The sequence below is a fragment of the Vibrio sp. 10N genome (assembly GCF_036245475.1).
Taxonomy (GTDB): Bacteria; Pseudomonadota; Gammaproteobacteria; order Enterobacterales; family Vibrionaceae; genus Vibrio.
Map to the genome: position 1 here is coordinate 1,040,373 of NZ_BTPM01000002.1, position 26,236 is coordinate 1,066,608.

Annotated in this window: 27 protein-coding genes; 7 read left to right on the plus strand and 20 right to left on the minus strand. The window is 47.2% G+C overall.

The annotated features are described in order from the left end of the window. Window positions 1-126: 126 nt before the first annotated feature. Window positions 127-879, plus strand: coding sequence for an SDR family NAD(P)-dependent oxidoreductase (locus tag AAA946_RS20810; protein WP_338166663.1), 753 nt, complete (start codon window positions 127-129; stop codon window positions 877-879). Window positions 880-969: 90 nt separating this feature from the next. Here the strand turns inward: AAA946_RS20810 and AAA946_RS20815 are convergent, their stop codons facing one another. From AAA946_RS20815 to AAA946_RS20825, 3 genes are all read right to left on the minus strand, one after another. Then, the gene (locus AAA946_RS20815) at window positions 970-1,998 is read right to left on the minus strand and encodes an NADP-dependent oxidoreductase (protein ID WP_338166664.1); all 1,029 of its coding nucleotides are present in this window, start codon (window positions 1,996-1,998) and stop codon (window positions 970-972) included. A gap of 106 nt (window positions 1,999-2,104) precedes the next feature. After that, window positions 2,105-2,689 carry a TetR/AcrR family transcriptional regulator gene (locus AAA946_RS20820; protein ID WP_338166665.1) on the minus strand — a complete coding sequence of 195 codons (585 nt, stop codon included), beginning with the start codon at window positions 2,687-2,689 and terminating at the stop codon, window positions 2,105-2,107. A 115-nt stretch (window positions 2,690-2,804) separates the two neighbouring features. Beyond that, entirely contained in the window at window positions 2,805-4,793 is a 1,989-nt protein-coding gene (locus AAA946_RS20825) for a methyl-accepting chemotaxis protein (protein WP_338166666.1), read from the minus strand. 463 nt (window positions 4,794-5,256) lie between these two features. On the opposite strand from AAA946_RS20825, the gene AAA946_RS20830 reads away from it, so the two are divergent. Both AAA946_RS20830 and AAA946_RS20835 read left to right on the plus strand, forming a co-directional pair. Next, complete coding sequence (locus AAA946_RS20830) at window positions 5,257-5,382, plus strand: DUF3012 domain-containing protein (protein WP_338167214.1); 126 nt, start codon at window positions 5,257-5,259, stop codon at window positions 5,380-5,382. 218 nt (window positions 5,383-5,600) lie between these two features. Further along, complete coding sequence (locus AAA946_RS20835) at window positions 5,601-7,217, plus strand: methyl-accepting chemotaxis protein (protein ID WP_338166667.1); 1,617 nt, start codon at window positions 5,601-5,603, stop codon at window positions 7,215-7,217. Window positions 7,218-7,305: 88 nt separating this feature from the next. Here the strand turns inward: AAA946_RS20835 and AAA946_RS20840 are convergent, their stop codons facing one another. From AAA946_RS20840 to urtA, 14 genes are all read right to left on the minus strand, one after another. Beyond that, on the minus strand, window positions 7,306-7,707 hold the full coding sequence (locus tag AAA946_RS20840; protein WP_338166668.1) for a DUF4345 family protein: 402 nt from the start codon (window positions 7,705-7,707) through the stop codon (window positions 7,306-7,308). Window positions 7,708-7,805: 98 nt separating this feature from the next. Next, on the minus strand, window positions 7,806-8,441 hold the full coding sequence (gene ureG / locus AAA946_RS20845; RefSeq protein ID WP_338166669.1) for an urease accessory protein UreG: 636 nt from the start codon (window positions 8,439-8,441) through the stop codon (window positions 7,806-7,808). A gap of 61 nt (window positions 8,442-8,502) precedes the next feature. Next, complete coding sequence (locus tag AAA946_RS20850; protein WP_338166670.1) at window positions 8,503-9,225, minus strand: urease accessory protein UreF; 723 nt, start codon at window positions 9,223-9,225, stop codon at window positions 8,503-8,505. Window position 9,226: 1 nt separating this feature from the next. Next, on the minus strand, window positions 9,227-9,799 hold the full coding sequence (locus tag AAA946_RS20855) for a HupE/UreJ family protein (protein ID WP_338166671.1): 573 nt from the start codon (window positions 9,797-9,799) through the stop codon (window positions 9,227-9,229). A gap of 71 nt (window positions 9,800-9,870) precedes the next feature. Next, entirely contained in the window at window positions 9,871-10,323 is a 453-nt protein-coding gene (gene ureE / locus AAA946_RS20860; RefSeq protein WP_338166672.1) for an urease accessory protein UreE, read from the minus strand. 33 nt (window positions 10,324-10,356) lie between these two features. Beyond that, entirely contained in the window at window positions 10,357-12,060 is a 1,704-nt protein-coding gene (gene ureC, locus AAA946_RS20865) for an urease subunit alpha (RefSeq protein ID WP_338166673.1), read from the minus strand. Between the two features lie 88 nt (window positions 12,061-12,148). After that, complete coding sequence (locus AAA946_RS20870) at window positions 12,149-12,484, minus strand: urease subunit beta (protein WP_338166674.1); 336 nt, start codon at window positions 12,482-12,484, stop codon at window positions 12,149-12,151. A gap of 44 nt (window positions 12,485-12,528) precedes the next feature. Continuing rightward, the gene (ureA, locus tag AAA946_RS20875) at window positions 12,529-12,831 is read right to left on the minus strand and encodes an urease subunit gamma (RefSeq protein ID WP_042495301.1); all 303 of its coding nucleotides are present in this window, start codon (window positions 12,829-12,831) and stop codon (window positions 12,529-12,531) included. Window positions 12,832-12,864: 33 nt separating this feature from the next. Continuing rightward, window positions 12,865-13,764, minus strand: a complete 900-nt coding sequence (locus tag AAA946_RS20880; RefSeq protein WP_338166675.1) for an urease accessory protein UreD — start codon at window positions 13,762-13,764, stop codon at window positions 12,865-12,867. Continuing rightward, window positions 13,761-14,456 (minus strand): urea ABC transporter ATP-binding subunit UrtE, encoded by a 696-nt coding sequence (gene urtE, locus AAA946_RS20885; protein ID WP_338166676.1) that lies wholly within the window; start codon window positions 14,454-14,456, stop codon window positions 13,761-13,763. The genes AAA946_RS20880 and urtE overlap by 4 nt, the downstream gene beginning before the upstream one ends. 1 nt (window position 14,457) lies before the next feature. After that, window positions 14,458-15,309: an urea ABC transporter ATP-binding protein UrtD gene (gene urtD / locus AAA946_RS20890; RefSeq protein ID WP_338166677.1), complete on the minus strand. Its 852-nt coding sequence runs from the start codon at window positions 15,307-15,309 to the stop codon at window positions 14,458-14,460. After that, window positions 15,306-16,493, minus strand: coding sequence for an urea ABC transporter permease subunit UrtC (gene urtC, locus AAA946_RS20895; protein WP_338166678.1), 1,188 nt, complete (start codon window positions 16,491-16,493; stop codon window positions 15,306-15,308). The genes urtD and urtC overlap by 4 nt, the downstream gene beginning before the upstream one ends. A gap of 9 nt (window positions 16,494-16,502) precedes the next feature. Then, a complete protein-coding gene (gene urtB, locus AAA946_RS20900; protein WP_338166679.1) occupies window positions 16,503-18,128 on the minus strand; it encodes an urea ABC transporter permease subunit UrtB in 1,626 nt (541 codons plus the stop codon). A 107-nt stretch (window positions 18,129-18,235) separates the two neighbouring features. Further along, entirely contained in the window at window positions 18,236-19,525 is a 1,290-nt protein-coding gene (gene urtA, locus AAA946_RS20905) for an urea ABC transporter substrate-binding protein (protein WP_338166680.1), read from the minus strand. Between the two features lie 371 nt (window positions 19,526-19,896). Between urtA and AAA946_RS20910 the strand changes: the two genes are divergently transcribed. Next, complete coding sequence (locus AAA946_RS20910) at window positions 19,897-21,273, plus strand: MATE family efflux transporter (protein WP_338166681.1); 1,377 nt, start codon at window positions 19,897-19,899, stop codon at window positions 21,271-21,273. A gap of 26 nt (window positions 21,274-21,299) precedes the next feature. On the opposite strand, the gene AAA946_RS20915 is transcribed toward AAA946_RS20910, so the two are convergent. Continuing rightward, on the minus strand, window positions 21,300-22,145 hold the full coding sequence (locus AAA946_RS20915) for a GNAT family N-acetyltransferase (protein ID WP_338166682.1): 846 nt from the start codon (window positions 22,143-22,145) through the stop codon (window positions 21,300-21,302). Between the two features lie 129 nt (window positions 22,146-22,274). On the opposite strand from AAA946_RS20915, the gene AAA946_RS20920 reads away from it, so the two are divergent. Both AAA946_RS20920 and AAA946_RS20925 read left to right on the plus strand, forming a co-directional pair. Further along, window positions 22,275-22,949 carry a CatB-related O-acetyltransferase gene (locus AAA946_RS20920; protein WP_338166683.1) on the plus strand — a complete coding sequence of 225 codons (675 nt, stop codon included), beginning with the start codon at window positions 22,275-22,277 and terminating at the stop codon, window positions 22,947-22,949. Window positions 22,950-23,063: 114 nt separating this feature from the next. Further along, window positions 23,064-23,489: a DUF6515 family protein gene (locus AAA946_RS20925; RefSeq protein WP_338166684.1), complete on the plus strand. Its 426-nt coding sequence runs from the start codon at window positions 23,064-23,066 to the stop codon at window positions 23,487-23,489. A gap of 77 nt (window positions 23,490-23,566) precedes the next feature. Here AAA946_RS20925 and AAA946_RS20930 read toward each other — a convergent pair whose 3' ends face one another. Continuing rightward, window positions 23,567-23,731: a hypothetical protein gene (locus AAA946_RS20930; RefSeq protein WP_338166685.1), complete on the minus strand. Its 165-nt coding sequence runs from the start codon at window positions 23,729-23,731 to the stop codon at window positions 23,567-23,569. Window positions 23,732-23,922: 191 nt separating this feature from the next. Beyond that, window positions 23,923-24,672, minus strand: coding sequence for a hypothetical protein (locus AAA946_RS20935; protein ID WP_338166686.1), 750 nt, complete (start codon window positions 24,670-24,672; stop codon window positions 23,923-23,925). Between the two features lie 202 nt (window positions 24,673-24,874). On the opposite strand from AAA946_RS20935, the gene AAA946_RS20940 reads away from it, so the two are divergent. Then, a complete protein-coding gene (locus AAA946_RS20940) occupies window positions 24,875-26,236 on the plus strand; it encodes an NfeD family protein (RefSeq protein ID WP_338166687.1) in 1,362 nt (453 codons plus the stop codon).

Consider the following 26,236-nt stretch of genomic DNA (forward strand, 5'->3'; position numbering starts at 1 on the left):
GATAGCTCAAGATCACGATAGCAGTTTGTGGTGTGCTTCCATTGAAGGTTCACTCACCTTATCAGGGTATATGGTAAATAACTTAACTTAGTCAAAATGATTCATAGCCTAAAACAAGGAGATACTATGTTTCAGTTATCCGGGAAACACATCGTGATCATCGGCGCCAGTCGCGGAATAGGATTAGCGCTGGTCGAACATTTCATCAAACAAGGAGCGAAGGTTACGGCGGCTGCTCGAACTCATAGCGCTGAGCTGCAAGCCCTTCCTATTCGCTTTTTGCAGATGGATATTGCAAGCGATGATTCCGTTGTCGACGCATTTGAAGAGCTGTCACAAGCGGACATTCAGATAGACGTACTCATCAACAATGCTGGTATAAGTGGTCAGCAAGCCCCGATTGATAAAATCACCTCTAAGGAGCTGGAGCAGAATTTCAATACCAATGTACTGGGCGTAACCCGCTGTTTGAAGGCGGCGTACCCAATGCTAAATGAGGGTGCATCAGTCATCAACACCGCCTCTCTGGCAGCCCATCTTACCGTAGAAGACTACACCAGCTATAGCATAAGCAAATCGGCGTTGGTTCAACTCACCAAAAACGTAGCCATGCAGTGGGCGAAGCGTGGCATCAGGGTCAATTCGGTGTCACCCGGTACCGTTGTCACCGATATGGAGCCAGACGATGGAGCCGAAGCTAATCTATGTAGAGCACTCACCGCCCTTGGTAAACCCGCTGATGTTAAGCAACTTCTGGGGACCTATCACTTTCTAGCAAGCGATGCGAGCCAATACATTACCGGTACCGACATTCGAGTTGATGGAGGCTGGATTGCGGGTGTAAACAACAAACTAGCCGAGGCTCTTCTCAATCCTTAACGTGTTGGACTCGTTAGTATGAGCCACCTGTGGAACCTATAAAAAAGCGCTCAACCTAGTTGAGCGCTTCACAATTAAACCGACAAAAATCTATTCCACATCATTCAGCTGAATCACCAGCTTGCCGAAGTTTTTGCCTTCTAGCAGGCCAATAAACGAATCCACTGTCTGATCCATTCCTTTCACTAGGTGCTCTTTGTATTGCATCTTGCCTTCCATTAACCACTGGCTCATTTGCGCCGCGAACTCATCGTAGCGATGGGCGTAGTCGTCAAAGATAATGAAGCCTTGCATCTTAATGCGTTTGATAAGCAAAGTGGCCACCAACGCCGACATGCGATCCGGGCCTTCAGGTAAGCTGGTCGCATTGTATTGAGAGATAAGTCCACAAACTGGAATACGCGCGCCCGTATTAAGAAGTGGCATTACTGCATCGAACACTTTGCCGCCGACATTTTCAAAGTAAACATCGATGCCTTGGTCACACGCAGTGGCAAGTTGAGCAGCAAAGTCATCCGCTTTATGGTCAAGACAAACATCAAAACCCAAAACCTCTACTGCGTGACGACATTTTTCTTCACCGCCAGCAACGCCCACAACTTTACAACCTTTAAGTTTCGCGATTTGACCCACGGTTGCGCCCACAGGCCCCGTTGCTGCCGCTACTACAACGGTATCACCCGCTTTTGGTGCGCCAATATCTAAAAGTCCCATGTATGCGGTAAAGCCAGGCATACCCATGATGCCCAATGCGTATGACGCGTTCATTGGCGTTTTACCCAGTTTTACTAGGCCTTCACCATTTGAGATCCCGTAGTCTTGCCAACCCGTGTAAGCGAGTACCCATTCACCTTCTTCAAATTGAGCATGGTTAGATTGCTCTACACGACATACGGTTGCACCCACCATGACTTCATCAATCGCTACGGGTTCTGCGTACGACTTACTATCACTCATTCGACCACGCATGTATGGATCCAATGAAAGATAGATGGCCTTGAGTAGCATTTCCCCTTCCTGAGGCTGTGGAATGTCAACTTGCTCTAGGCGAAAGTTGTCTTGCGTCGGTGCGCCAACAGGGCGAGAGGCTAAAACAATTCTTCTGTTGTTCTGTAACATAGGGATTCCCTTTTATAGTATTAGACCAGTCGTCTAGTGTTCGTTTCTAAAAAAACCTGCTTTCCTGTTGCTTTAGCATAGCCAGAATTTAAGCAGGTGTTTTTGTTTATCGCTTAAGCAGTGACTGTGTCGCTGCCAGAGCTAATTCGAGTTGTTGCGTATTTTGACTGAGCTTGCTTACCAAGCTCGCCCCGAGCCATTGCTGATAAACAATGCTCGCGGTGCTTAGGCTATCTTGCTTGGCAATAGAACCATCAGCAATACCTTGCTCAATGCAGTCAGCAATACTGCTTACGATCTGCTGCGCCCCACGGTGCAGTGCTGCACGCATTGGCTCTGACAAGTCTGAAACCTCAGCACCAAGCTTCACTACCAAACACTTGTGAGCATTGCAGCGACCATTTTCTACATCCAGCCAGCGTGCAAAATAGCCCATTAAACGCTCATAGCCACTAAGCTGACTATCAGACAAAAAGTCGTTTAATCGCTCTAAGTAACCTTCAAAGTAATTGGCTATCAATACTTCACCAAAATGCTCTTTGGATTTGAAGTAGTGGTAAAACGAGCCTTTAGGCACATCCGCCGTCTTGAGAAGTTCAGACAGCCCAACCGCCGTAAAGCCTTTTGATAAAATCAGTTCGTACCCGACATCCAAAATGTGTTGGCGGGTTTCATTGGTCTTTGCATTCATGGCAGGCATCATGACACACAATTAGACCAGTCGTCTAGTTTCTTTTTCAAACGGTCTTTGCATCGTACGCACAAGCTAGCGGATACCATCACCCACTAGCTTACGTGAGTAGAAATTAACTTACCTGACTACGAATGGTTTCAACGTCTTGTTGATGCTGCTGCGCTTTCGCTTCCATACTCTGAAGTTCGGTGGCGATACTGTGACTATTTTCTAACAGTCGATTGGTATCACGTGCCAAATTGTCGATATCTTGAATAGCGGTAGCAATTGATTCGGTTCGAGCAGTTGCATCATGCATATGCTCACCGACCGTTTTAACGACATCGGCGATGGTATCCATCTGCTGGAACAAAGCATTGACGCTCGTTCGAGAGTTGTCCAAAGACTGCTGAGTACTTTTCGCCAAATTTCGTACTTCATCAGCGACTACGGCAAAACCACGCCCATACTCACCGGCCCTCGCGGCTTCTATACTGGCATTCAATGCCAACAAGTTTGTCTGCTCAGCAATTTTATCGATTATCGACAGCACGCTGCGCAAGCTCTCCGCCTCTTTTTCCACGGAACTGATGTTCTGTTGAAGAGCACAAACCTCACTTTCCAATGAGCGAACCGTGCCACTAAATTGATTCGTGTCGGATGACAATGCCGATGAATTGTTACCGATATGGTCGATATAGCTGATGGAGTTTTGCGTCAGTTCGCTGGATTTGTGCGCCACACTCATCGCTTCTATAGAGTCAGTCAATGACCGGTCTTGAATACGCATCATCAACTCATTTGAGCGCAGTTTAAGTTGCGAAAAGTAGTTAGTATAAGAAGCGTAATCGGCGACAAACTGACCATGAGCTTGTTCCAGTCCCTCTCCACGACGACTAAAGAAAATGGCACTTAGCGTCTCATTGATGTTAACCCCAAAAAGCTCCCCAAAAGTAGAGAAGCCCGCCACAGGAAGCTCAGAAAAATTACTTACTTTGTTCAGTTCTTGACTATTATTTAACCGCCTCAGAATACAGTCAAATAATATACCGCCAACCAACTTATCTTCATTGGCTAATTGCCTTACAAAGTCTCTATCCGTTTGTTCAACAAAAGGCGTTTTTCGCATTAAATGCAGCTCAGTTCCGAGTGGCGTATCACAATAAAAATGCACTTTTCCTTCAGAGATATTAATACTCGCCACCGAACGAACAAAGTATTCTCCTTTGACTTTTACGGCAAACGTATATTCTGATAAACGCTGCTCAACTTGCTCTAGACGGCAACGAAAATGACTCGCCAATTCATTTAGAAAACTGTTGATCTCCATCGTGGACGGCGACAATACCCCTTTCACATAACGCAACGATGGATTCGCATCGCCAATTAGCCATGAGCGCCCTGCCGGTTCGAAGTTTTGTGTTTTGAATAGTTGAAATTGATAGGCTGGATTGAGCTTAATAAAACACAGCAGAGCATGTTGATGACGAACCGATGTGCCATCGTGGAAAGGAGCGCTATCAAAATTCAAGCTACCTGCTGAGGTGCCACCCACAAAGGGAACCGGAAACTTACCCGACTGGTATACCGCTTCCATCAGCCAGTTTTCGCTGTTGGTAAGGCCATTGACCAAAGTCATCGAAAAACAATCAGTCGGATCTAAAGTAAAGGATAAGCGTATGTTTTCCAGCTGCTTTTCAATCTCTTGAACCCGTACAGAAGGCTGAACATGACTCACTCCACGTTGAATATCATCGCAGGGTAACGGCACGGTATGGGTATCGACATCACTTATCAATTGTGATGAGAACAGCTGCAGCACCATGGTTTGAGTTTGACCCGTCGCTAAGTACAGATCCTCATGGCTAGAAGAAAGCTCACCCGCGGTAGATGTAAGAATGAGCGGACCGTCGACAACCTTGTTAAGCAATCGATGAATTTGACTTAGATCGTGACCATGTGGCACAAATCCTATCCCTAATATGGGCTTAACACCGTTAAACAACATATCAGCCGTATCTAATGACGACAGTGCTGCCACATCAAGGTTGATGACTTTCACCACTTCCTTATTCACTAACTGATGAGAGTCGGTGGCTTTTTTTCTAAAATTGAACAACATTCCATTCCCTAAAATACAACGTGGCAAACAAAATAATTATATTAATACTTTTAATACTAAACAGATCGAAATATAAGACAAAGCTATTTACAAAACTAAATACTTTACCGTATGGATGAATTTATTTACTATTAATAAATATGCCATTCTATATATTTTTGGCCTAAATGATCCCACTAGCTTTCTAATTGGGCGACTTTGTTCGAAAAGATATTAATTACCGTATGCGCGCTTGGGTAATATTTAAGCGAAAAGTAACTTACAGACTACTGTTAGTGTTCAGTACCCATCCATTAAGGCCCTATAGTGACAGCACAAATATGAGATCGACCCAGACCATTCATTCCAAGGGTTGCTTTTGCGGAGTCCCGTTGGCATAGTCTTTGGGTCATAGGAAATATATCTAGAGGAAAGGAAAATGGTTGCATTACTCAGCAGGTGGGTACTCGTTGTGCTCGGTGTCATGGCGTTGAGCGCATGCACAGAGGTTGGCAGTGAAGCATGGTGCCAAGACATGCAAGAAAAACCGAAAGGCGACTGGACCGCTAACGAAGCCAGCGACTACGCCAAGCACTGCATTTTTAAATAGCCCTTTACGAGACACATCAAAACTTCAGTTTGATGTGTCTCACCTTTTACTTGGTAAAACCGCTGCTTTCTCGCATTTTTCTCTTCATAACTCGATCGCCTCTGCATTTTTTACATTCAAAGACACCAGAACTGTGTTTTTGCTCTACTGCCCCTATACACCCCTCTGTGATTCGATAGCATTATAAGGTTATGAACATCATGTCATAGAGGCTAGTTATGAAGCTCAACAATATAAGCATAAAAACCAAACTCCAATTTCTTGTCATTCTCTCTGCCCTTTTAATGCTCTTACTGGGTATTTTTAATGTCTACCTTCAGCAAAATCAGCAGCTTGCTGAGCGTGAAAACAAACTCAAGGGCCAAATTGATACCGCGGTCTCACTGATCAATTACTATCAAACTCAACCAACGCTGACAAAAGAGCAAGCACAACATGCTGCCACTCAAGCCCTTAATGCGATGCGTTATGACGGCAACAACTACTTTTGGGTGACCAACAGCCAAAACCGACTGGTGCTGCACCCTCTAAGGCCCGATTCCATTGGTGATGATATGAGCAACACCGTTGATGGTGCTGGGAAGCATCACTGGCGTGAAATGTCCACGATTGCCAGTACCCAAACTGCCGGTTTCCTCGACTACACCTGGTTGTCTCCGCAAGGAGAACTGAAAGATAAAATCTCTTACGTAGTGCATATTCCTGAATGGGATTGGATCCTTGGCTCAGGTCTGTTTGTTTCCGATATCAAAGAAGACTTTATCGCGCAGGTTACCAAGCAAGTGACGTTTACCCTTGGCTGCGTTTTTGTATTACTGATGGCAAGCTTTGTAATTGGCAATAATATCGTTAACCCGATTGAGCGCTTGCTCACCGATCTCAAGCAAATGGCAAGTGGTGACTTGACCGCCAACCTGTCTCAACCTCGCAAAGACGAAATTGGCCAACTCAGTCATGGTCTAAGTGATATGCAAGACACCATTCGAGATACACTAAGTGCAGCAACGCTCACCGCAAGCACTGCCAGTCGCCTCTCAGAAAGCATCGCTTCGACCAGTGAAGAAACGGCACAAAGCCTCGACTCACAGAATGCACAACTTGAACAGCTCTCAACCGCCATGAATGAGATGTCAGCGACCATTAATGATGTCGCTAACAACGCGGAACAAAGCGCAGAAAAAACCAGCGGAGCGACGCTACACGCCAAAACAAGCAGCGCCAGTATGGACTCGACACTGGAGGAAGTCTCCGCCATTTCAATCGCCATTGAATTGAGCACCCATTTAATGACCGCTCTTAAAATTGGCGTGGATAATATTGGTGATGTGGTTGAGGTGATTCAAGAAGTCTCGGAACAAACCAACCTTCTTGCGCTCAACGCGGCAATTGAAGCAGCGCGAGCAGGAGAGCAAGGCAGAGGCTTTGCGGTCGTCGCTGACGAAGTGCGAAGTCTCGCCAGTCGAACTCAGCAATCGACCAATCAAGTTCAAACCACCATCAACGAGCTATTGGAGAAAACCAGCGAGGTGGTCAGTGTGATGGAGCAAAACAACGCCAGTATCAGCGCCAGTGTCTCTGCGGCGAGCGATACCAAAACCACACTCGAGTCTATGGTCGATGATCTTAATGGTGCTAATGATATGGTGGCGCAAATTGCCGCCGCTGCGGAGCAGCAAAGCATGGTATCCAATGAGATGAGTGAAAATGTGACTACCATCCACTTGTCAGCACGTGAAATCAATCAGGCAAGCAACCAGCTCGCTTCACAAACACAAGAAATGGCTGTCGCGGCCGAAGAGCTAAAACAGCAGCTCACTTATTTTAGATTGGCGTAGGTCAGTTTACAGGTAGAAAAACGTCCGCTTCGAACTGCAAAAGCGGACGTCATTGTTTGATATCGATATTGTCTTCACAGACCGTGAATTATCTAAAATACAGTCGCCGTTTCGGCAGTCGCCATAAAATGAACAAGCCCCAAAGGGTAAAAAACAGCTCGGTGATAAGATAAATCTGCATCGTGTCATTTGGCTGTGTTTCAGCAACTATCCCCATAGCACGCGTGACGGCCATACATCCCGCTAACAAGGTCGCAGAGACCACAGAAAGCTTTAAGGTTTCCTGCTTAAGCACCAACAATACCAAAATGATGCCCACCGCGGTCATCATTCCACCGTAGGTTGCTCTCACATCAATGGCGGCAGAATAGGAAAACAGCGCACTGTCTGTGACCCTTTCAAATAAGGCGCTGGGCGAAAGGGAAAACAGCACGCCGTAACCGAAAAACACCAATGCTGTTATCCAAACCATCAGTTTTGCTTGAAACATAAAGGTCCTGCATCTCACGTGTAATAGCAAAAGTGTAAGTCAGAACCGTCACTTATGGGTAATTTTGACCGTTTAAATAGAAGCGAAGTCTTAAATTCTTAACTATGAAACTCCAACATACCTTCGGTCAGGATAAAATCGATGATCGTATCCAGCCCTTTGCTCTCTTTCAAATTAGTAAACACAAACGGCTTGGTTGGGCGCATACGCTGCGTATCTTGCTCCATTACCTCAAGGGATGCCCCAACATAAGGAGCAAGATCTATTTTGTTGATCACAAGCAAATCGGAGCGAGTAATACCCGGGCCACCTTTACGTGGGATCTTCTCTCCCTCCGCCACATCAATCACGTAAATAGTGAGGTCAGCAAGCTCAGGACTGAAAGTCGCGCTGAGGTTGTCACCACCACTTTCAACAAACACCACATCAAGGTTTTTATGACGCTTGGCAAGCTCTTCGACTGCCGCTAAGTTCATTGACGCATCCTCACGGATTGCCGTATGTGGACAACCGCCTGTCTCTACACCAATGATACGATCCGGCTCTAGGGCCTCCGCTCTGGTGAGAATTTTTGCATCTTCTTGAGTGTAAATATCGTTCGTCACAACCGCGATATGGAGCTTATCTCGAATCGCTTTACACAACACCTCAAGCAGTGCGGTTTTACCTGAGCCTACTGGGCCACCAATACCAATTCGCAGTGGCTGTTTATAACTGTCCGTTGTATTTGTCATAGTTGTATCTCTTCCTTTTTGTCACTCTTTGCTCGTCGAATGCCACTAACGCCAGACTAAGCTAAGAGCGAAATAATCGCGTGTATTGTGTCTCGTGAAGGCTACTGGCAATGGATACCGAAGGGGTAAAACTGCCAATCATCCAATCTTCTGTCTGCTTCTCTATCTCGAGTGCCTTGGAAAACTGATCAGAGAGATTGATCAGAGCGAGCTGGCCATCGGTTTGCCCAAGTGGCACCAGCTTTACACCAGCCATCACCAAGTTCTCCGCCCAGCTCCACAAATAGCCCTTCTTTAGCTCATCAACATTAATATTCCAGTGCACCGCTGCAACACATAAACCCAGAAGCTGGTTAGGTGAAAAATTATCCAGCACGACACCATCAACACTAATCTCTAGCCTACTCAACAATGTGTTGAGAGCGAGTCCACGTTGTTTTTCTTCTGCACGTAATTCTTTGGTTTCCCTGCTACTCACTAGCCGTTCCGACAAGTCGTGTATTAGCGCGCTATCTTGAGCTTGAATCGCTTGATAAAGCCTATCGATGATTGGCAGCTCTAGCGTTGCCACACTGCTAAACAGCATGTTCGCTAACCACTGCTCCATCGACGTGCGATTCTTCACCCAGCCCGCCTCTACCGCCCACTCCAGACCTTGCGAGTAGGTAAAGCCACCAATCGGAAGTGAGGGGCTAATCAGTTGAAATAAGCGGTAGCTAGAAACATCGTTATTGGACTTAGGTTTTGAGACCGTATCCAAGGCAACGTTGGCATGAGCGCCCATATTACGCTGCCATCAAAAACAATGAACTTACTGCCGCGACGCCGACCGACATCCAGCGTGACGCCACACGGCTACCAACTTGGGCACCCAGCATCATTAGCGCCGATGCACCGATTGCCATTCCCATTGAAAACTGACCAAGCGTGCCCTCAGCTTCAACTCCGTGAGCGTAACCGTGGAAAAACATCATGCCAATACACAGACCGACTGCCAGCTTACCCATCTTTTGCGATGCACTAAACGCGTGCCAAATAGCGGCACTGACCACAAAAAGTGAGGCAATGATTGCCGTTTCAACACCCGTGGCTAAACCAAAGCTACTGCCAACAAGCAGCCCCACTATCAGCATGACCAGTGCACCAATGATTAACCCAACCTTTTGCATTTTTGTTGCACTTAAACAGCCAACTAGTAGCCCGAATGCCAGCAACATAATGAGATGGTCAACGCCTGTCACAGGGTGAAGAAGGCCGCTAGAAAACGCCGTGGACTCATGATCAGGGTGTGCGAATGCCAACGTTGGCGCCAAGAAAAGAGCGCTCAGCGTGCTCAGTTTGAGGAATGTTGTTTTCATTGAAATTTCCTTTTCATCTTGTTGTTTTAGTTTTGAATAAGTTGATACTGACTTAAATTTTTGGGGCTGAATTAGTGATGGTGGTGATGGCCGCCACTTTTACCACCGTAAGCGCCCCCTTCTGGCTCAAAAGGTGCCAGCTCGGAGGTCACTTCGGCCCCTAGACCTTCCACCATCTCATCTAACACATGATCATGCTGATAACGCACCCAACCAAACTCTATTTGCAATGGTACATGTCGATTGCCAAGGTGATAGGCAACGCGAGTCAGCAAATGCAAGTCGCTGCAATAGACGGACGAGACTTGCTCTGGTGCGGCTTTAACTTCAATCACCAGGCCACATTTACTTTTTAGCTGTTCTCCTCCACGCAGAATATGGCCTCTCGGTAGAAACAGTCCTGCATCGCGACCATCGTCAAGCATGACTTTTAAACGGCTTTTAATGCGGCTGTCGATTGGCAGACTTAAAAAAGCGTGAGGCTGTGCTGTCAGCTCTTTGGTTATTTCTATTAGTTCAATCACTGTGGTGTCCTCAAAAGCTCTCAATAGCCGGGGTTAAAATAAGAAATAGCGCTGCGCCATTGGCAACACGTCAGCAGGCTCACACACCAGTAACTCACCATCAGCGCGCACTTGGTATGTTTGAGAGTCCACTTCAATATTGGGTTGCCAATCATTCAACTTCATATCCGCTTTGCTGATGGTTCGGCACTGTTTAGCAACACCAATTAAGCTCCCTAAGCCCAGCTGAGAAGCAATGTCAGCATCGGCCGCAGCTTGCGAAACAAACAGCATTGAAGTGTTCTGCGATGCCTTACCGTAACTACCAAACATGGAACGATAATGAACGGGCTGCGGCGTTGGTATCGACGCGTTTGGATCACCCATTGGTGCCATTGCGATCATGCCACCTTTAAGTACTACGCTTGGTTTCACGCCAAAGAAAGCAGGCTTCCAAAGCACAAGGTCGGCAAGCTTGCCCACCTCTATTGAGCCTATTTCGTGCGCCATGCCGTGCGTAATAGCAGGGTTGATGGTGTATTTGGCAACATAGCGCTTGAGACGGAAATTATCGCTGTAGCTGGAGTCCTCTTTGAGGCTGCCACGCTGAACTTTCATCTTATGCGCAGTTTGCCAGGTACGAGTAATGACCTCCCCTACGCGCCCCATCGCCTGAGAGTCCGAGGCAATCATAGAAAATGCCCCTAAATCATGCAGAATATCTTCGGCCGCGATGGTTTCACGGCGAATACGTGACTCTGCAAAAGCAACATCTTCAGCAATCGATGGAGAGAGGTGATGGCAAACCATCAACATGTCCAAATGCTCATCGACGGTATTGACAGTGTATGGACGTGTCGGATTGGTTGATGATGGCAAAACGTTAGACTCACCCGCGGCTTTGATGATATCTGGCGCATGACCACCGCCCGCACCTTCCGTGTGGTAGGTATGAATAACACGGTCACCAATCGCACCTAATGTCGATTCGACAAAGCCAGATTCATTCAGCGTATCGGTATGGATCGCTACCTGAACATCCATCTCGTCAGCCACCGTCAAACAGGTATCAATAGAGGCGGGAGTCGTTCCCCAGTCTTCATGCAATTTAAGACCCACAGCACCTGCCGCCACCTGCTCACGCAGCGCATCCGGCTGACTCGCGTTTCCTTTCCCAAGCAAACCAAAGTTCATTGGAAACTGATCCAATGACTCCAGCATACGGTGCATGTTCCATGGACCCGGTGTACACGTTGTCGCGTTGGTACCTGTATTAGGCCCAGTGCCGCCGCCAATCATCGTCGTGACACCGGAAGCCAGTGCTTCTTCAATCTGTTGTGGGCAAATAAAGTGAATGTGGGAGTCAATACCACCAGCGGTCAGTATTGAGCCCTCACCAGCAAGCACTTCCGTACCGGGACCCACAACAATATCAACACCAGGCTGGATATCCGGGTTTCCCGCCTTGCCTAGCGCTTGAATACGGCCATTTTTTACTGCAACGTCAGCTTTGATGATGCCCCAGTAATCAAGAATCAATGCGTTGGTAATAACAAGATCGGGCGTTTCTGTGCTAGGGCGCTGACTCTGTCCCATCCCATCACGAATAACCTTACCACCACCAAATTTAACTTCGTCACCATAGACGGTGAGATCTTTTTCAACTTCTAACCAAAGTTCTGTGTCAGCTAAGCGAACTCGATCCCCTACCGTGGGACCAAACATCTCGGCGTATGCCTGTCTGGATATCTTCGCCATTTTTTCTTCCTTGTTGTTTTTAGTTTGGCGTTTTGTTTGCAAAGCGACATTAACTATCGCGATGCTTGTCTAATGTCTTTTTCAGACGTTAAAGCGTTCCCATCACTTTGCCTTGGAAGCCGTAGACTTCCCGTTTACCAGCAAATGCCACCAGTTCCACCGTACGGGACTGGCCTGGCTCAAAACGTGTTGCGGTACCAGCAGGAATGTTCAAACGAAATCCACGAGTGAGTTCTCGTTCAAAGCTCAAGGCGTTATTGACCTCGAAGAAGTGGTAATGCGACCCGATTTGCACTGGGCGATCACCGAGATTTTCTACCTTCACAGACACCGTTTCTCTGCCAACGTTGAGTTCAATGTCGCCTTTGGCGGTTTCAACCTGCCCTGGCACGAAGCCTGTGTATTGTTTTGATGAACCTGCCATGTCACCTCCTAATTCCGTTAAGTGAGTTTGTTAAGCACCAGCTTTTAAACAATAGGTTCATGGACAGTCACCAATTTGGTGCCGTCTGGAAAGGTGGCTTCAACTTGAACATCGGGGATCATAGAGGGCACGCCCTCCATGACATCTTCGGTGGTAAGCAATGTGCGGCCAAAATCCATGAGTTCCGAAACAGTTTTGCCTTCTCTAGCGCCTTCCAAAATGGCGCTAGAGATCAAAGCAACGGATTCTGGGTAATTGAGTTTTAAGCCTTTGTCTTTACGCTGCTTAGCGAGCATGCCAGCGCAAAAGATCAGAAGTTTGTCCTTCTCTCTTGGGGTCAATTCCATTGATAAGCCTTATTGTCGATTCTATTTCTTGGTTCAGGTGGCCCAAATCCTAGGTGGATAAGGACATTCGCCCGTCCAATGCTCTCTCGCCGCCTGCCAAACTTGTTGAAAGCAATCTAAGATCACTTCACTCCAGTTACCAAGCGCACGTATTACAAGCAAATTTTCTAACTGGCTCGCAGCGATAATCACTGCACCTTTTTTGTTGTCTTGCTGCATGTTAGAGAGCAAGCTCTGTACCAACTGGCTAAAATCTTCGTCATCAATTGAAATATACAATGTCCCCATCATTTGATAGCCAAGAAGCCCCTTATTTTTCAGAAGGTTATCATCACCCCTCACATTTAACCCCTCGGTAAGAAGGCGCTTACCATCGAGGTAAACCTCTGTTTTTCCAACTAAATGCCCAGAGTTAAATCCCTCATTTAGTGCAGGCCGACCAAAACAGTGCATCTCCCAGCCCAAAAATTGTGCACCTTGTTCTAAGTGCACCTCGGTATCCATACGCACATGGGCATCCGGGAAAAAGATATTTTCTTGAGGTAGCCACTCAAGCCGAGAGCCGCTTTCTACCGTTAATACTTGGCGCTGTTTTGCGTACTTTGTCTCAGAGCGATAAAACTTGGTTGCGCCTGGGGTGGTGATCAACACGTTCGCACCGCGTTCGGCCGTGGCTGTAATTTGCAACGTGTCTCCCCCTACCACACCACCTGGAGGGTGAAGTAAATAGGTGTGGCATGGGTTGCCTTCAGGATAGAGTGGCCGCTGTATAGCAAGAGGGCCTTTTTGTGAGCGGTGTTTTAGCACCGTTTTATCCCCTCGATTCACAAAACCCAAGTTCAGTTTGGCTTTCCAGCCAAACTCAGTTTGTGCATCGATGATCTGACCCAGACCGGAACCAACGTGTTCTTGTAGTTGCAAAGCCGTTGTCATACCGTCAAATACTCCTTAATTAAGCCATCGTTTAGTGCACTCATCTCGCCTTCTGCTACTTGACGACCTCGGTCGATAATACAAAATTGATCACCTACTTTTCGCGCGAATGGCAGTTTCTGCTCAACCAATAACACCGTAAGTCCCAGCTTTTCGTTGAGCATTCGAATGATGTCTCCGATTTCCTGAACAATGTTTGGCTGAATGCCCTCGGTTGGCTCATCTAGGATTAACAATTTCGGATTCACCACCAGCGCACGACCAATCGCCAATTGCTGTTGCTGCCCCCCAGATAAATCACCGCCACGGCGATGAAGCATCTCTTTTAGCACTGGGAACAAGTCGAAAATGAACTCAGGGATCTTACGGTCGCCTTTATCACGAATCGGAAGACCCACTTCTAGATTCTCTTGCACCGTCAGCATTGGAAAGATTTGCCTACCTTGAGGCACATAGCCGATGCCCATTCTTGGCCGAGATTCCGCATCGTGTTTGAGTAGTGATTCACCATTAAGTTGTATGTCACCGCTCTTGACTTTGACTAGTCCCATAATGCACTGCAAAAGCGTGGTTTTGCCCACGCCATTGCGCCCCATGAGCACGGTACATTTACCCTCGGGAATCGACATATCGAGATCCCACAAGGTGTGGCTTTCACCATAAAACTGATTAAGTGATTGAATCTGTAACATGCTATTCCCCTAGATAAACTTGTTTAACCTCTGGATGCGACTGAACCTGGTCCATGGTTCCCTCAGCCAGTACATGACCTTGGTGGAGCACCGTCACATGGCTTGCGATGGAGCGAACAAAGTCCATATCGTGCTCAACCACCACCACGGAATGTTTGCCGGCGAGCGAGTTAAGTAGCTCTGAGGTTCTGTCCATTTCTTGGTGCGTCATTCCTGCCACTGGCTCATCGACCAATAGCAGCTTAGGGTTTTGCATCAGCAGCATGCCGATCTCCAGCCACTGCTTTTGACCGTGAGAAAGGTTCCCCGCATTTAGAGCCGCATTGTCTTTTAGGTGGATAAGCTCAAGTACCGATTCCAACTTGTCTTGCTGCTCACCAGACAAAGACGCGGTGTAAGTTCCCCACACACCACGAACGCCCGACATGGCAAGCTCTAAGTTCTGCCAAACCGTCAGACATTCAATCACAGTCGGTTTTTGGAACTTGCGGCCAACCCCTGCGTTGGCAATTTCAGATTCATTCATTTTGAGCAAGTTGATGTTTGAGCCGAGCCAAACCTCGCCCGTGTCGGGTTTGGTTTTGCCAGTAATGATGTCCATCATGGTAGTTTTGCCTGCGCCATTAGGCCCGATGATGCAGCGCAGCTCCCCTTCTTTGATATAGAGGTTTAAGTCATTGATGGCTTTAAAACCATCAAAGCTCTTATTGACGCCCTCTACATACAGAAGAATGTTATGGCGAGTGTCGACAAGAGGATGTTGATCAGGCTTTAGAAACGAGAACACCTCATCGCGTTTGGTGATCTCTTGTACTGAGTTTTTGATCTGCTGTGCTCTATGTAACGTTGTCATACCGCTACCTCCTTGTCAGACTCTTGAGCGGGCGTGGTTCGCTTCTTCATTACTGCCATTTTGTCTGCAATAAAACCGATCAGACCTTTCGGGAAGTACATGGTCGACAAAACAAAAAGACCACCGAGCGCAAATAGCCACACTTCAGGAAACTCAACCGTAAACCAACTCTTGGCGTAGTTGATAACCAACGCACCGACAATCGCACCAAACAAAGTAGCTCGACCGCCAAGCGCAACCCACACGACGATCTCAATCGAGTTAAGCGGAGCAAATTCTCCGGGGTTGATGATGCCAACCTGAGGAACATAAAGCGCACCCGCAATACCTGCTATCACTGCTGATAAGACGAATATCCATAGCTTGATGCCATCAACGTCATAGCCCATGAAGCGTGTTCTTGATTCCGTATCGCGGATTGCCATAGAAACGCGTCCAAGGCGACTACTAATAACGGTTCGACAAACAATATAACTAACGACGAGTGCTATCCCCGTTACCACAAACAGAGCAATTTTGGTGGAATCTTGCTGCAGGCTATAGCCAAGGATATCTTTAAAATCAGTCAGGCCATTGTTGCCACCAAAACCCATTTCATTGCGGAAAAACGCCAGCATCAAAGCATAGGTCAAAGCCTGAGTCATAATGGAGAGATAAACACCAGAAACACGGGAGCGAAACGCCAGATAACCGAACACATACGCCAATGCCCCAGGCACAAGCACAACCATCAGACAAGCAAACCAAAACTGGTCAAAGCCGTGCCAAAACCAAGGCAGTTCCTGCCAGTTTAGGAACACCATGAAGTCAGGCAGGATCGGGTTGCCATACACACCCCTATCGCCAATTTGGCGCATCAGATACATACCCATGGCATAGCCACCAAGCGCGAAGAACGCGCCATGTCCTAAACTGAGGATCCCGAGGTAGCCCCATACTAGATCCACGGCCAAGGCAAGCATGGCATAGCTCAGATATTTGCCCATCAGTGAAATAGTAAATGTCTCAACATGAAGCGGGTGACCCGCTGGCAATAGTGTGTTCGCTAGCGGAATCAAAATAACGGCGGCTAAGATAGCTAGGATTGTAAGCTGTCCACCTTTATCACCGCGCATTGCTGCGAGGACAAACGACTTAGATGCAGCACCTGCCGGATGGCCAGAAGATTGAATTGTTGATTGCATACGTTTTCCTTAACCTTCCGCCGCACGACCGCGTTGTGGGAAGAGTCCACGAGGGCGTTTTTGAATGAACAAAATGATGAACACTAAGACCAAAATCTTGGCAAGAACGGCGCCTGCCCATGGTTCAAGGATCTTGTTAAATAGACCGAGGCTCAGTCCCGCGACCAAGGTTCCCCATAGGTTCCCTACACCGCCAAACACAACCACCATAAAGGAATCGATAATGTAGGCTTGTCCCATGTTAGGGCCCACATTGGTCAGTTGAGATAACGCCACACCTGCGACACCGGCGACACCCGAACCCAGTCCAAACGTCATGGCATCGACACGCTCAGAACGAATACCCATGGCTCTCGCCATCGCTCTGTTTTGAGACACAGCGCGAACCTGAAGACCGAGCGGTGTTTTCTTTAGCACCATCACCAAACCAACAAACACCATGATGCAGAATAGAATGATGTATAAGCGGTTATAGGTCAGTGACAGCATAGGGTTGATATTCAAAGCACCTGACATCCAGTCCGGCGTACTCACTGAGCGGTTAAGAGGAGAGAAAATAGAGCGAACCGCTTGTTGCAAGATCAAGCTGATACCAAATGTTGCCAGCAAGGTTTCTAGAGGACGACCATAAAGATGACGGATGACACTGCGCTCAATGGCGATGCCTACCAAACCAGAGACAATAAACGCCATCGGAATCGATAGGATGAGTGCCATACCGATATTGTTTGGCATAAGCTGCTGCATCACATAAGTGGTGTACGCGCCAATCATAATAAGCTCGCCATGAGCCATGTTGATAACGCCCATCACACCAAAGGTAATGGCAAGGCCGATGCCTGCTAGAACGAGTACAGAACCTAGACTCAAACCAAAAAAGACAGTTTCGACACCCGAGTAAAATTTCTGACTCTGCTGATAACTGTCAAGCGCTCGCTCGGCAGCAGCAACGACTCGCTCATCTTTTTCTTTGTCGATGACTTGATTTAAGGTCTGCAAAACAACAGATTGCTTGTAACCCGATAAGGTCTCTATCGCGGTAACTTTGTCTGCGTTCGTGTCCCCTGTTAGCGATTGGTCAATCGCCAGTGCCAAGTTCAGAATGTTGAGCACATCGGCATCTTGCTCAATCTCTTTTCTTTGCTGCAGTTTCGCCATAACGGCATCATCCGTCTTGCCCAAAAAGGCGGTTACCGCACTTAGACGAATTGAAGGTTCAGAATTCGACAAACCAAGCGATGCGATTTCTAGGCGAATCATGCCGCGTAATTTGTTGTTTACTCGAACCTTCTTAAACTGACGAGAGGATTCGATAACAAACGTCGTATCATCCCAAGCACTTTTTGCAGTGGGAGACTTTTTGATGTTGTCTGAAATGTACAAAGCCTGAAACTGCTCACTCTTTTTGTCTTTGACATAATAGAGGTCACCTTCAAGCCAAGCGGTTAATACCGATTTTGCGACTGTTGAAGATTCATTCTCAACAATCCAAGCCATCGCAGACTCTTTTAGAGGGTTGTTTTTTCCTATGAGTGCTTGGGCAAACGTCTCCCTGTCACTTACGCTAGCCAACGCGAAGTGCGTACTCAAAACAAAGAACACCACGACTTTCAATATCTGAATTATGGTTCTCATGAAATGCGTCCTTTTGGCTGCCAGAGCCTGACGTGAACTCCGGCAGAAATAAAAAGGCGCCTCAGCCCTTTGAGGAAGGAACGGGAGAGGCACCGAATAACGAGGATTTATTGTGCGCTACCTGAGCATTTGCCTGTCTCTACGTTGAATGCGCCACATGAGAATGGCTTCGCCCAGCTTGAGTAAAGCTTGGCCGATTCAGGTAGGTAGTTAGACCAAGCATCACCCGCGACTAGACCCGTGGTCTCCCAAACAACGTCAAACTGACCGTCGTCTTGGATTTCGCCAATCAGAACCGGCTTTGTAATGTGGTGGTTTGGTAGCATGGTTGAGTAGCCACCTGATAGGTTTGGTACCGACACACCGATCAGTGCATCTTGTACTTCTTCAGCATCTGTCGTACCAGCGTTGGTCACCGCTTGTGTCCACATATTGAAGCCAATGTAGTGTGCTTCCATCGGATCGTTGGTGACACGTTTTTCGCTAGCAATGAACTTCTGCCAGGTTTCAACGAATTCTTCATTGGCATCGGTATCCACGCTCATGAAGTAGTTCCATGCAGCTAAGTGACCCACCAACGCGGACGTATCCATCCCTGAGAGCTCTTCTTCACCAACTGAAAATGCCACAACCGGGATGTCTTCAGATGAGACACCTTGCGCGCCCAATTCTTTGTAAAATGGCACGTTTGCGTCACCGTTGATGGTTGAAACAACGGCGGTTTTCTTACCTTCTGAGCCAAACTTCTTGATGTCAGAAACAATCGACTGCCAGTCAGAATGACCAAACGGCGTATAGCTAATCATGATGTCTGACTCGCTCACCCCTTTTGACTTCAGGTAAGATTCTAGGATCTTGTTGGTCGTGCGTGGATAAACGTAATCCGTACCAGCTAATACCCAACGCTCTACTTCCAATTCATCCATTAGGTAATCAACCGCAGGAACGGCTTGTTGGTTTGGCGCAGCACCGGTGTAAAACACGTTTTTCGATGACTCTTCACCCTCATACTGCACTGGATAGAAAAGAATACTGTTTAACTCTTCAAACACAGGAAGCATCGATTTGCGAGATACCGACGTCCAACCACCGAATACTACGTCAACCTTCTCTTTCTCAATCAGCTCACGTGCTTTCTCGGCAAAGAGAGGCCAGTTTGATGCTGGGTCTACCACAACGGCTTCAAGCTTTTTGCCCAATAGGCCGCCTTTCTTATTTTGCTCTTCCACCAACATCAAAATGGTGTCTTTCAGTGTGGTTTCACTGATTGCCATCGTACCTGACAGTGAGTGTAGAACGCCGACTTTGATCGTGTCTTCTTCAGCCATTGCCATGCCAGATGCAAAAGCCAGTGACGCGCCCATCGCTGCAAGCTTTAATTTGAACGTCATGTTCATGTTGGATATCTCCTTATTGTGAATAGTTATTCAAAACTAATACTTCAAGAAGAGTGCCAATTTAGACAACATTGTTAGTAACGACATAACATACTGAAAATAATGTAATTTTATTTTTATTGCACAACTTAGATGCTGTTAGTTCAATTTGGTGCGCTGCATCTTGGTGCAATTACAGTCTACATTTCACCAAATTAGAGAAATCACTCGCATAAGCACCAATTTAATGCAATCAAGTTAATAACTTGGCATTCTCATAAACGCAAGATGCAGAGTGTTTTGCGAGGTAACTCTCACTACAAAAGGAGTAATTCGTTGCATATCGTGATCAAAGTCAGTAGCTTGAAAATCAAGCAACCAGGGAGAACACTATGGAGCCACCGTCGTATCGCTACTTTATTAAAAACGTCCTACTACTAGGAATTCCAATTGCACTGCAAAGCTTGTTGATGAGCAGTTTAGGTTTTGTCGACAGTTTAATGATCAGTCAATTAGGTACAGAAGAAGTCGCAGCGGCGGGCATTGGCGCTCGAATATTTTGGGTATCCATCGTCTTGGTTTGGGGACTGGGATCAGGTATGGGAATTTTGTTGGCTCAGTATTGGGGGGCAAACGACGAACAAGGCCTAAAACGCTACCTTGCGCTGGGTACAGGCGTCACTCAAGGACTCGCCTTTTTTTGCTTCGTGCTTTGCTTTTTCATGCCGACCTTATTGCCGAGTTTGTTCAACCCAAGCGAAACTGTACTGGCACTCGCCAGTGACTATGTTCAACTTCTTGGCATTGCCATGTGTCTATCTGGACTTGGTATCGCCGCTGACACGGCGCTGCGCTCAATAGGACAGACCCGCATAAACCTATATGTGTCGATATTAGAAGTCGCCCTCAATGTGGCTTTGAATTACATTCTTATCTTCGGCCACTTAGGTTTGCCCGCAATGGGTCTTATTGGAGCAGGGATCGGCAGCGTTATTGCACGTTCAATACGCCTAATCGTGGTGCTAGTTATCATCTATCGCTGCTTTCCAGTATTGGCATTGCGTTGGCAAAACATAGTCGAGGCTTGTGAACGCAGCATGGTGAGTAAGTTTGTCACTATCACGTACCCAATCATGGTCGGTACAGTGATTTGGTGCGCAGGGATCTTCACATTCAACATCATTCTTGGTCGCATGGGACAAACTGAACTCGCAACAATGGCGGTGATCACGCCACTTGAGTCCGTTGGCCTTGCCTTAGGTCTCGGCCTATCTAATGCCACCGGCATCATTATTGGCAACAGCTTAGGCGCGAATCAATTTAAGCACAGTACACAATATTCCAGGTGGGCGCTTCAATCAGCCTTTATTGTGGGCGCGTTACTTGGTGGCATTTTATTAGTCGCGCAAAGTGCTATTTTATCTCTCTATGGCGCGTTATCTGATGACGTCACAGAGCTCATGATTATGAGCTTCCCCGTTATGGCGCTCAGTATCATGTTGCGAACCATCAACATCACTTTAATCGTTGGTGTACTGAGAAGTGGTGGAGACAGTAAGTTTTGCATGAACATGGACTTTGTTTGCCAGTGGATGTGGGCAGTTCCTGTGACTGCAATAGGTGCTATCGTGTTTGAACTGCCTTTTACGACTGTACTGCTTTTGATGACATCAGAAGAAATTATCAAGGTGCTGCCAGCGGCATGGCGAGTCTACAGTGATAAATGGGTGAACAATTTAACAGAAAACACAGAGCGCTCGGCAGCCTAGCCGAGCGCAATGTTAGGCCGACGTGGCTAGCCAATTTCAAATGACGTAACACCGTAAGTTCTATCTAAGGAAAGTGCGGGTGGCTGTTTGGTGTACATTCGCGCGGTTTCAAAACAAGGCGTCATATCGTGCGAGCTTGCCAATGCAACGGCAGGTTTGTTCACTTCTGGTACATCCAAAAAGACAGGTTTTCCAGCATCTACGCTTGAGACTAAGGCTGTATACAACTCATTGGCAATATGTTCACTATCTGCAAACAGTGGTGCGATTTTATAGCCCGTTTGGCAATCCCTGATCACCCCAGCCCCAAGCACCTTACCCTCTTTCACATAGACCAGAGACGTACACTGCATTTGACTAAACCAAGCATGGTTAAATACCCTTCTTTCAACGGGGAAGAAACCATTTAGATAATCTTCAACCTGATAAAAGTCGACACTGGTTGCTTTCACTATCGCTTTGCTATCAAAGGCAAGCTGGGCCGTGCGCCCCTCATAACGGATATTTCGGTGAGACAACACAAATCCGGAACGTTTGTAGTTTTCTTGCTGATCCACCACACCATCCAAAGCGACATTACAGCCATCTAAATAGGCCATGCCTTGGTTCCATATCTGAATCCCATAGCCTTGGCCACGATACTCAGGTTTGACGATGTAAAACCCGAGAAAGCCAAACGTCGAGTCATACTTGATTACCGAAATACAGCCGATATGCTCTCCGTCTAACTCGCCAACTAAAAAGCCGTTCGGATCGGCCGCATAGTAATGTTTAGCGTCGTTAACGCCCGGATTCCATCCTTCTTGGGCAGCCCACTCAACTGCCACTGAGACTTCATCTAAGGTCATGGTTCTAATACGAAATCCTTTCATACACTTCCCTTTTTCCGACGAGGTTTGCTAGTAAACTAGTGTCCTTACCACGGATAAACAAGATTAGATTTTGGCTTACCGAGTTATCGTGCTAATTTTTGTGAGTCATCACCAAAAAGAAACCGCAACATGAATCCATTCCCAAATTGGCTGCGAGGCCAGGTCATCAAAGACACCATTACTAACCCGAATATTACTGTCGGCGATCACTCCTACTACTCCGGTTTTTATCACGGAAAGAACTTTGAAGAGTGCGCCGTGCGCTACTTGCTTGGCGATCCACCAACTCGAGAAGTATGGGAAAGTGGTGCCTATCCAAACGTTGATAAGCTCTACATTGGCAAATATTGCTCTATCGCTTCTGGTGCAACATTCATGATGGCAGGCAATCAAGGGCACCGAATGGACTGGATATCTACTTTTCCTTTTCCAAGTGAAACCTTTGGCGAAGAAGTAAAAGATGGCTTTCTTCCCTCTGGAGATACGATCGTTGGTAATGACGTATGGATAGGCAGTGAGGCCATGATCATGCCCGGTGTCACTATTGGTGATGGCGCAGTGATTGGCGCCCGTTCGGTGATCACCAAAAATGTCGCACCCTATTCTGTTGTCGTAGGTCATAACACCGTGATCAAGATGCGTTTTGCAGAGCAAGATATTAATAAGCTTTTGCAAATGAAATGGTGGGACTGGCCCATAGAAACACTAAAAGAAGCCATGGGCGTGATCTGTAGCCCGGATATCAGTGCCTTGTTTGAGTTTTACCAACACAACAGCAAACCAAACAATCAGCCAGACAAATAGGTAGACCAGCATTCATTTAGCCCCCATCAAATCACGACCTGTTCATGACAGATTGCTAACCAAGCTTCACTCACAACACGAAACAATGGCTCAAAGTTTTCGATTGAGCCATTTATGTCATACAAACCTCTTTTATCTGCACTCATTATCTGTACTGTACTTGGTAGCACTTCCGCTTTAGCCGACCCTTGGCACAAGTTTATCGATAAGCCTTGGAAAGAACATAAGCACAAACATAAGAAAAAAGAAGTGCATGTCGTCCACCACTATCCCAGACATCGCTTACCAAAAGATGCCATCCTCCTAGCCATTGCAGGAGTGACCTATGCCTTAATCGATGGACACTATTACGAGCAAAAGAAAGAAAAGTATGTGTTTGTCGAGAAGCCACCGAAACGTCGCTATCGTCCAGGAAAAGTCGTCAGACACCTACCAGAAGGCGCTACAGCGGTAAATAAACGTGGACAGCAGTATTTTGTCTCTAGAGGAAACTGGTTCTTGTCGATTGGCAACGGAAAATATGTTGTCGTTGAACCGTAGAGGAAGAAGAGGTTTAGGCGATACTCGCATGTGCTGCTTTAGAGAGTATCGCTGATTTCAAATCCTTGAAAGGCTGGTTACATAACCCAAGTTAGGCTCAGTAACAAAATCACAGCTGAAGTCGCTAGGAACATTGCAACGATTGTCGCAATTTCAGCCGCAGTAGAGGTAGACGACTTAGATGCGCTCTCTACTTTTTCTGATTTTTCAGTGTCCAATGTTGATAGAAGTGCTGAGTTCATTGTTCTCACCCTTGTGTAATAACATTTCAAAAGACAGCACGAATTCTACTCATTTTGTGAACAAGGTCAAATATTTTCAGTAAGTTAGTTACGAATTTTCTGCTGAGTTCGGATTAGTTTTACTTATCAAATTCAGCGGAGCCCTTGTAACCACTGGGTTCGTAGCAAGCTGGCTAATCAAAGCCATCCAGCTAAGAATAAGCTTGCTGCGCCGCCTTAATAAAGCCTTGCTGCGCATTGGCCATGATCGGGTTGCCATGGGCTGGCAGTAACACACTGTAGTCAAGCATGGCTTTCTCCATCAGCTCAGCCTTATCTGGCTTGGCAAGATCCAACCAACCTGGTCCAAAGTTACTTGGCTCAATAAAACCCATTCGCTTCATCATGATCTTGGCGAACCAGTTAAAGTATTTATCCGGTTTAGGCCAGTTTTGCATACTATCCCCAGCCAGTAGTATGCCCCCCTCCCGCTCAAGCAGTATCAACCCTTCTTTGGGGTGACTTGTCGTAAACTCGTGGTAAGCAGCGCCATTTATCGGCAGTTCGGTTCCGGGCTTTAGGACTCGGTCAGCTCGGTAATACTCTTCCCTCGTCGACTTAGTAAAACCACGAACATACGGCGCGTCCACTGACCAAAGCGTGGCACCAAACGTTTCTTTATAAAAGGGATCATCAAAGCCATGAAACGCAGCTAAACGCACCACATGTTTGACATCACCGAGCTGATCCAACTGAGCGATCCCTTTCTCATTCAATCGCACGGAGTTAACCAAAATCAGCTCACCACCTTGGTTGATCACCAGCATATTGCGACTGATGGTTAATTTAAACGGTCCAAACTTAGGATGAGGCGCTTTCATTGCCACTGAGCCGGTTACCATGTAGATGTCGTCGATGATGTGATGCAGTTCGCCATGTGGCAGTGGTTCTGGGTAGATCATAGTCGCTCCTGTGCATGAAAGTCTCTGATTTTGATGATTTCTCTTCGCATCATGCTTGAGTCTAGTCCGACTATTGCCTTGTAGCCATCGTCACGACAAATTCAGCGATAGCCTTGGTATTGCTCGATTCTGGTTCAGTGAGCACTTAGGTATATACTTAACAGATAACAAGCGCTTTAAATCCTTAGATTAGGAGGATGGTATGAAACGTTTGTGGCTATTACTCATCACACTGACTTTATTAACTGGCCAAGCGCTAGCGAGCGTCGTGTGGATCCTACCTGTAAAGGGGGCTATTGGCCCTGCTAACAGTGATTATCTAGCGCGCGAAATCCAACTGGCACAAACACAAGGTGTGAACCTCATTATCCTTGAGATGGACACCCCCGGCGGTTTGGACAGCGCCATGCGCGACATCATCCACGCCATCACAGCATCAAACGTCCCTATTGCCACCTGGGTTGGCCCCGCTGGTTCTCGTGCTGCGAGTGCAGGCACCTATATCTTACTCGCAAGTCATATCGCCGCGATGGCTGAAGGAACCAACCTTGGCGCAGCGACCCCCGTCGCCTTAGGTGGCGCCCCATCACCCAAAGCCCCAGCCACAGAAGAAGATAACAACGAGCCCGCGAGCGACAACTCAGAGCAAGTGCCGGCCACTACCGCTTCTGAGAAGAAAGTCATCAATGATGCCAAAGCCTATATTAAAGGACTCGCACGACTGCACGACCGAAACGCAGAATGGGCGCAAAAAGCCGTCTCCGAAGCGGCAAGCCTTGATGCCACTGATGCTCTGGCAATGAATGTCATTGATTATTTGGTAAATTCGCCGCAGGAACTGGTCACAACCGTCAATGGTAAAGTCATTAAGGTTGCAAATATAGAGGTGACGCTGTCACTAGATACACCTGTATTTGTCGAACGCAAACCTGACTGGCGAGCAGAAATGCTTGCTGTCATTACCAACCCGAACGTCGCCTACATCTTAATGCTGATTGGCATCTACGGCTTACTTTTAGAGTTCTACAACCCTGGTATCGGGCTTCCCGGTGTTCTCGGCGGTATTTGCCTATTGCTGGCGATGTACGCGCTGCAAATGATGCCAGTTAACTACGCTGGGTTAGCTCTACTACTACTCGGTATTGCTTTGATGGTGGCCGAAGCCTTTAGCCCGAGTTTTGGGATCTTAGGTCTAGGAGGGCTGATTGCCTTTGTCCTCGGCTCCATTTTTCTTATGGACAGCGAACTCCCTAACTTTCAGGTGGCGCTGCCACTGATCTTTGGTATCGCTATTTTCTCGCTTGCGTTGATTCTGCTCGTTGTGGGTCTTCTGCTGCGTGTGCGTCGTAAAGACGTCACCACTGGGACTGAAACCCTTCCAGGGCGAGCAGCGGTAGTGAGCGACGACTTTATCGACGGACAAGGACGCGTTCAGCTTAACGGTGCGCTGTGGAGTGCGATAACAGACGACGCCCATGCTCCGCAACAAGGCGACGAGGTCACGGTCGTTAGCATCCAAGGTCTGGTACTTAAAGTTACATCCAATAACCGCCCAAAATACTAG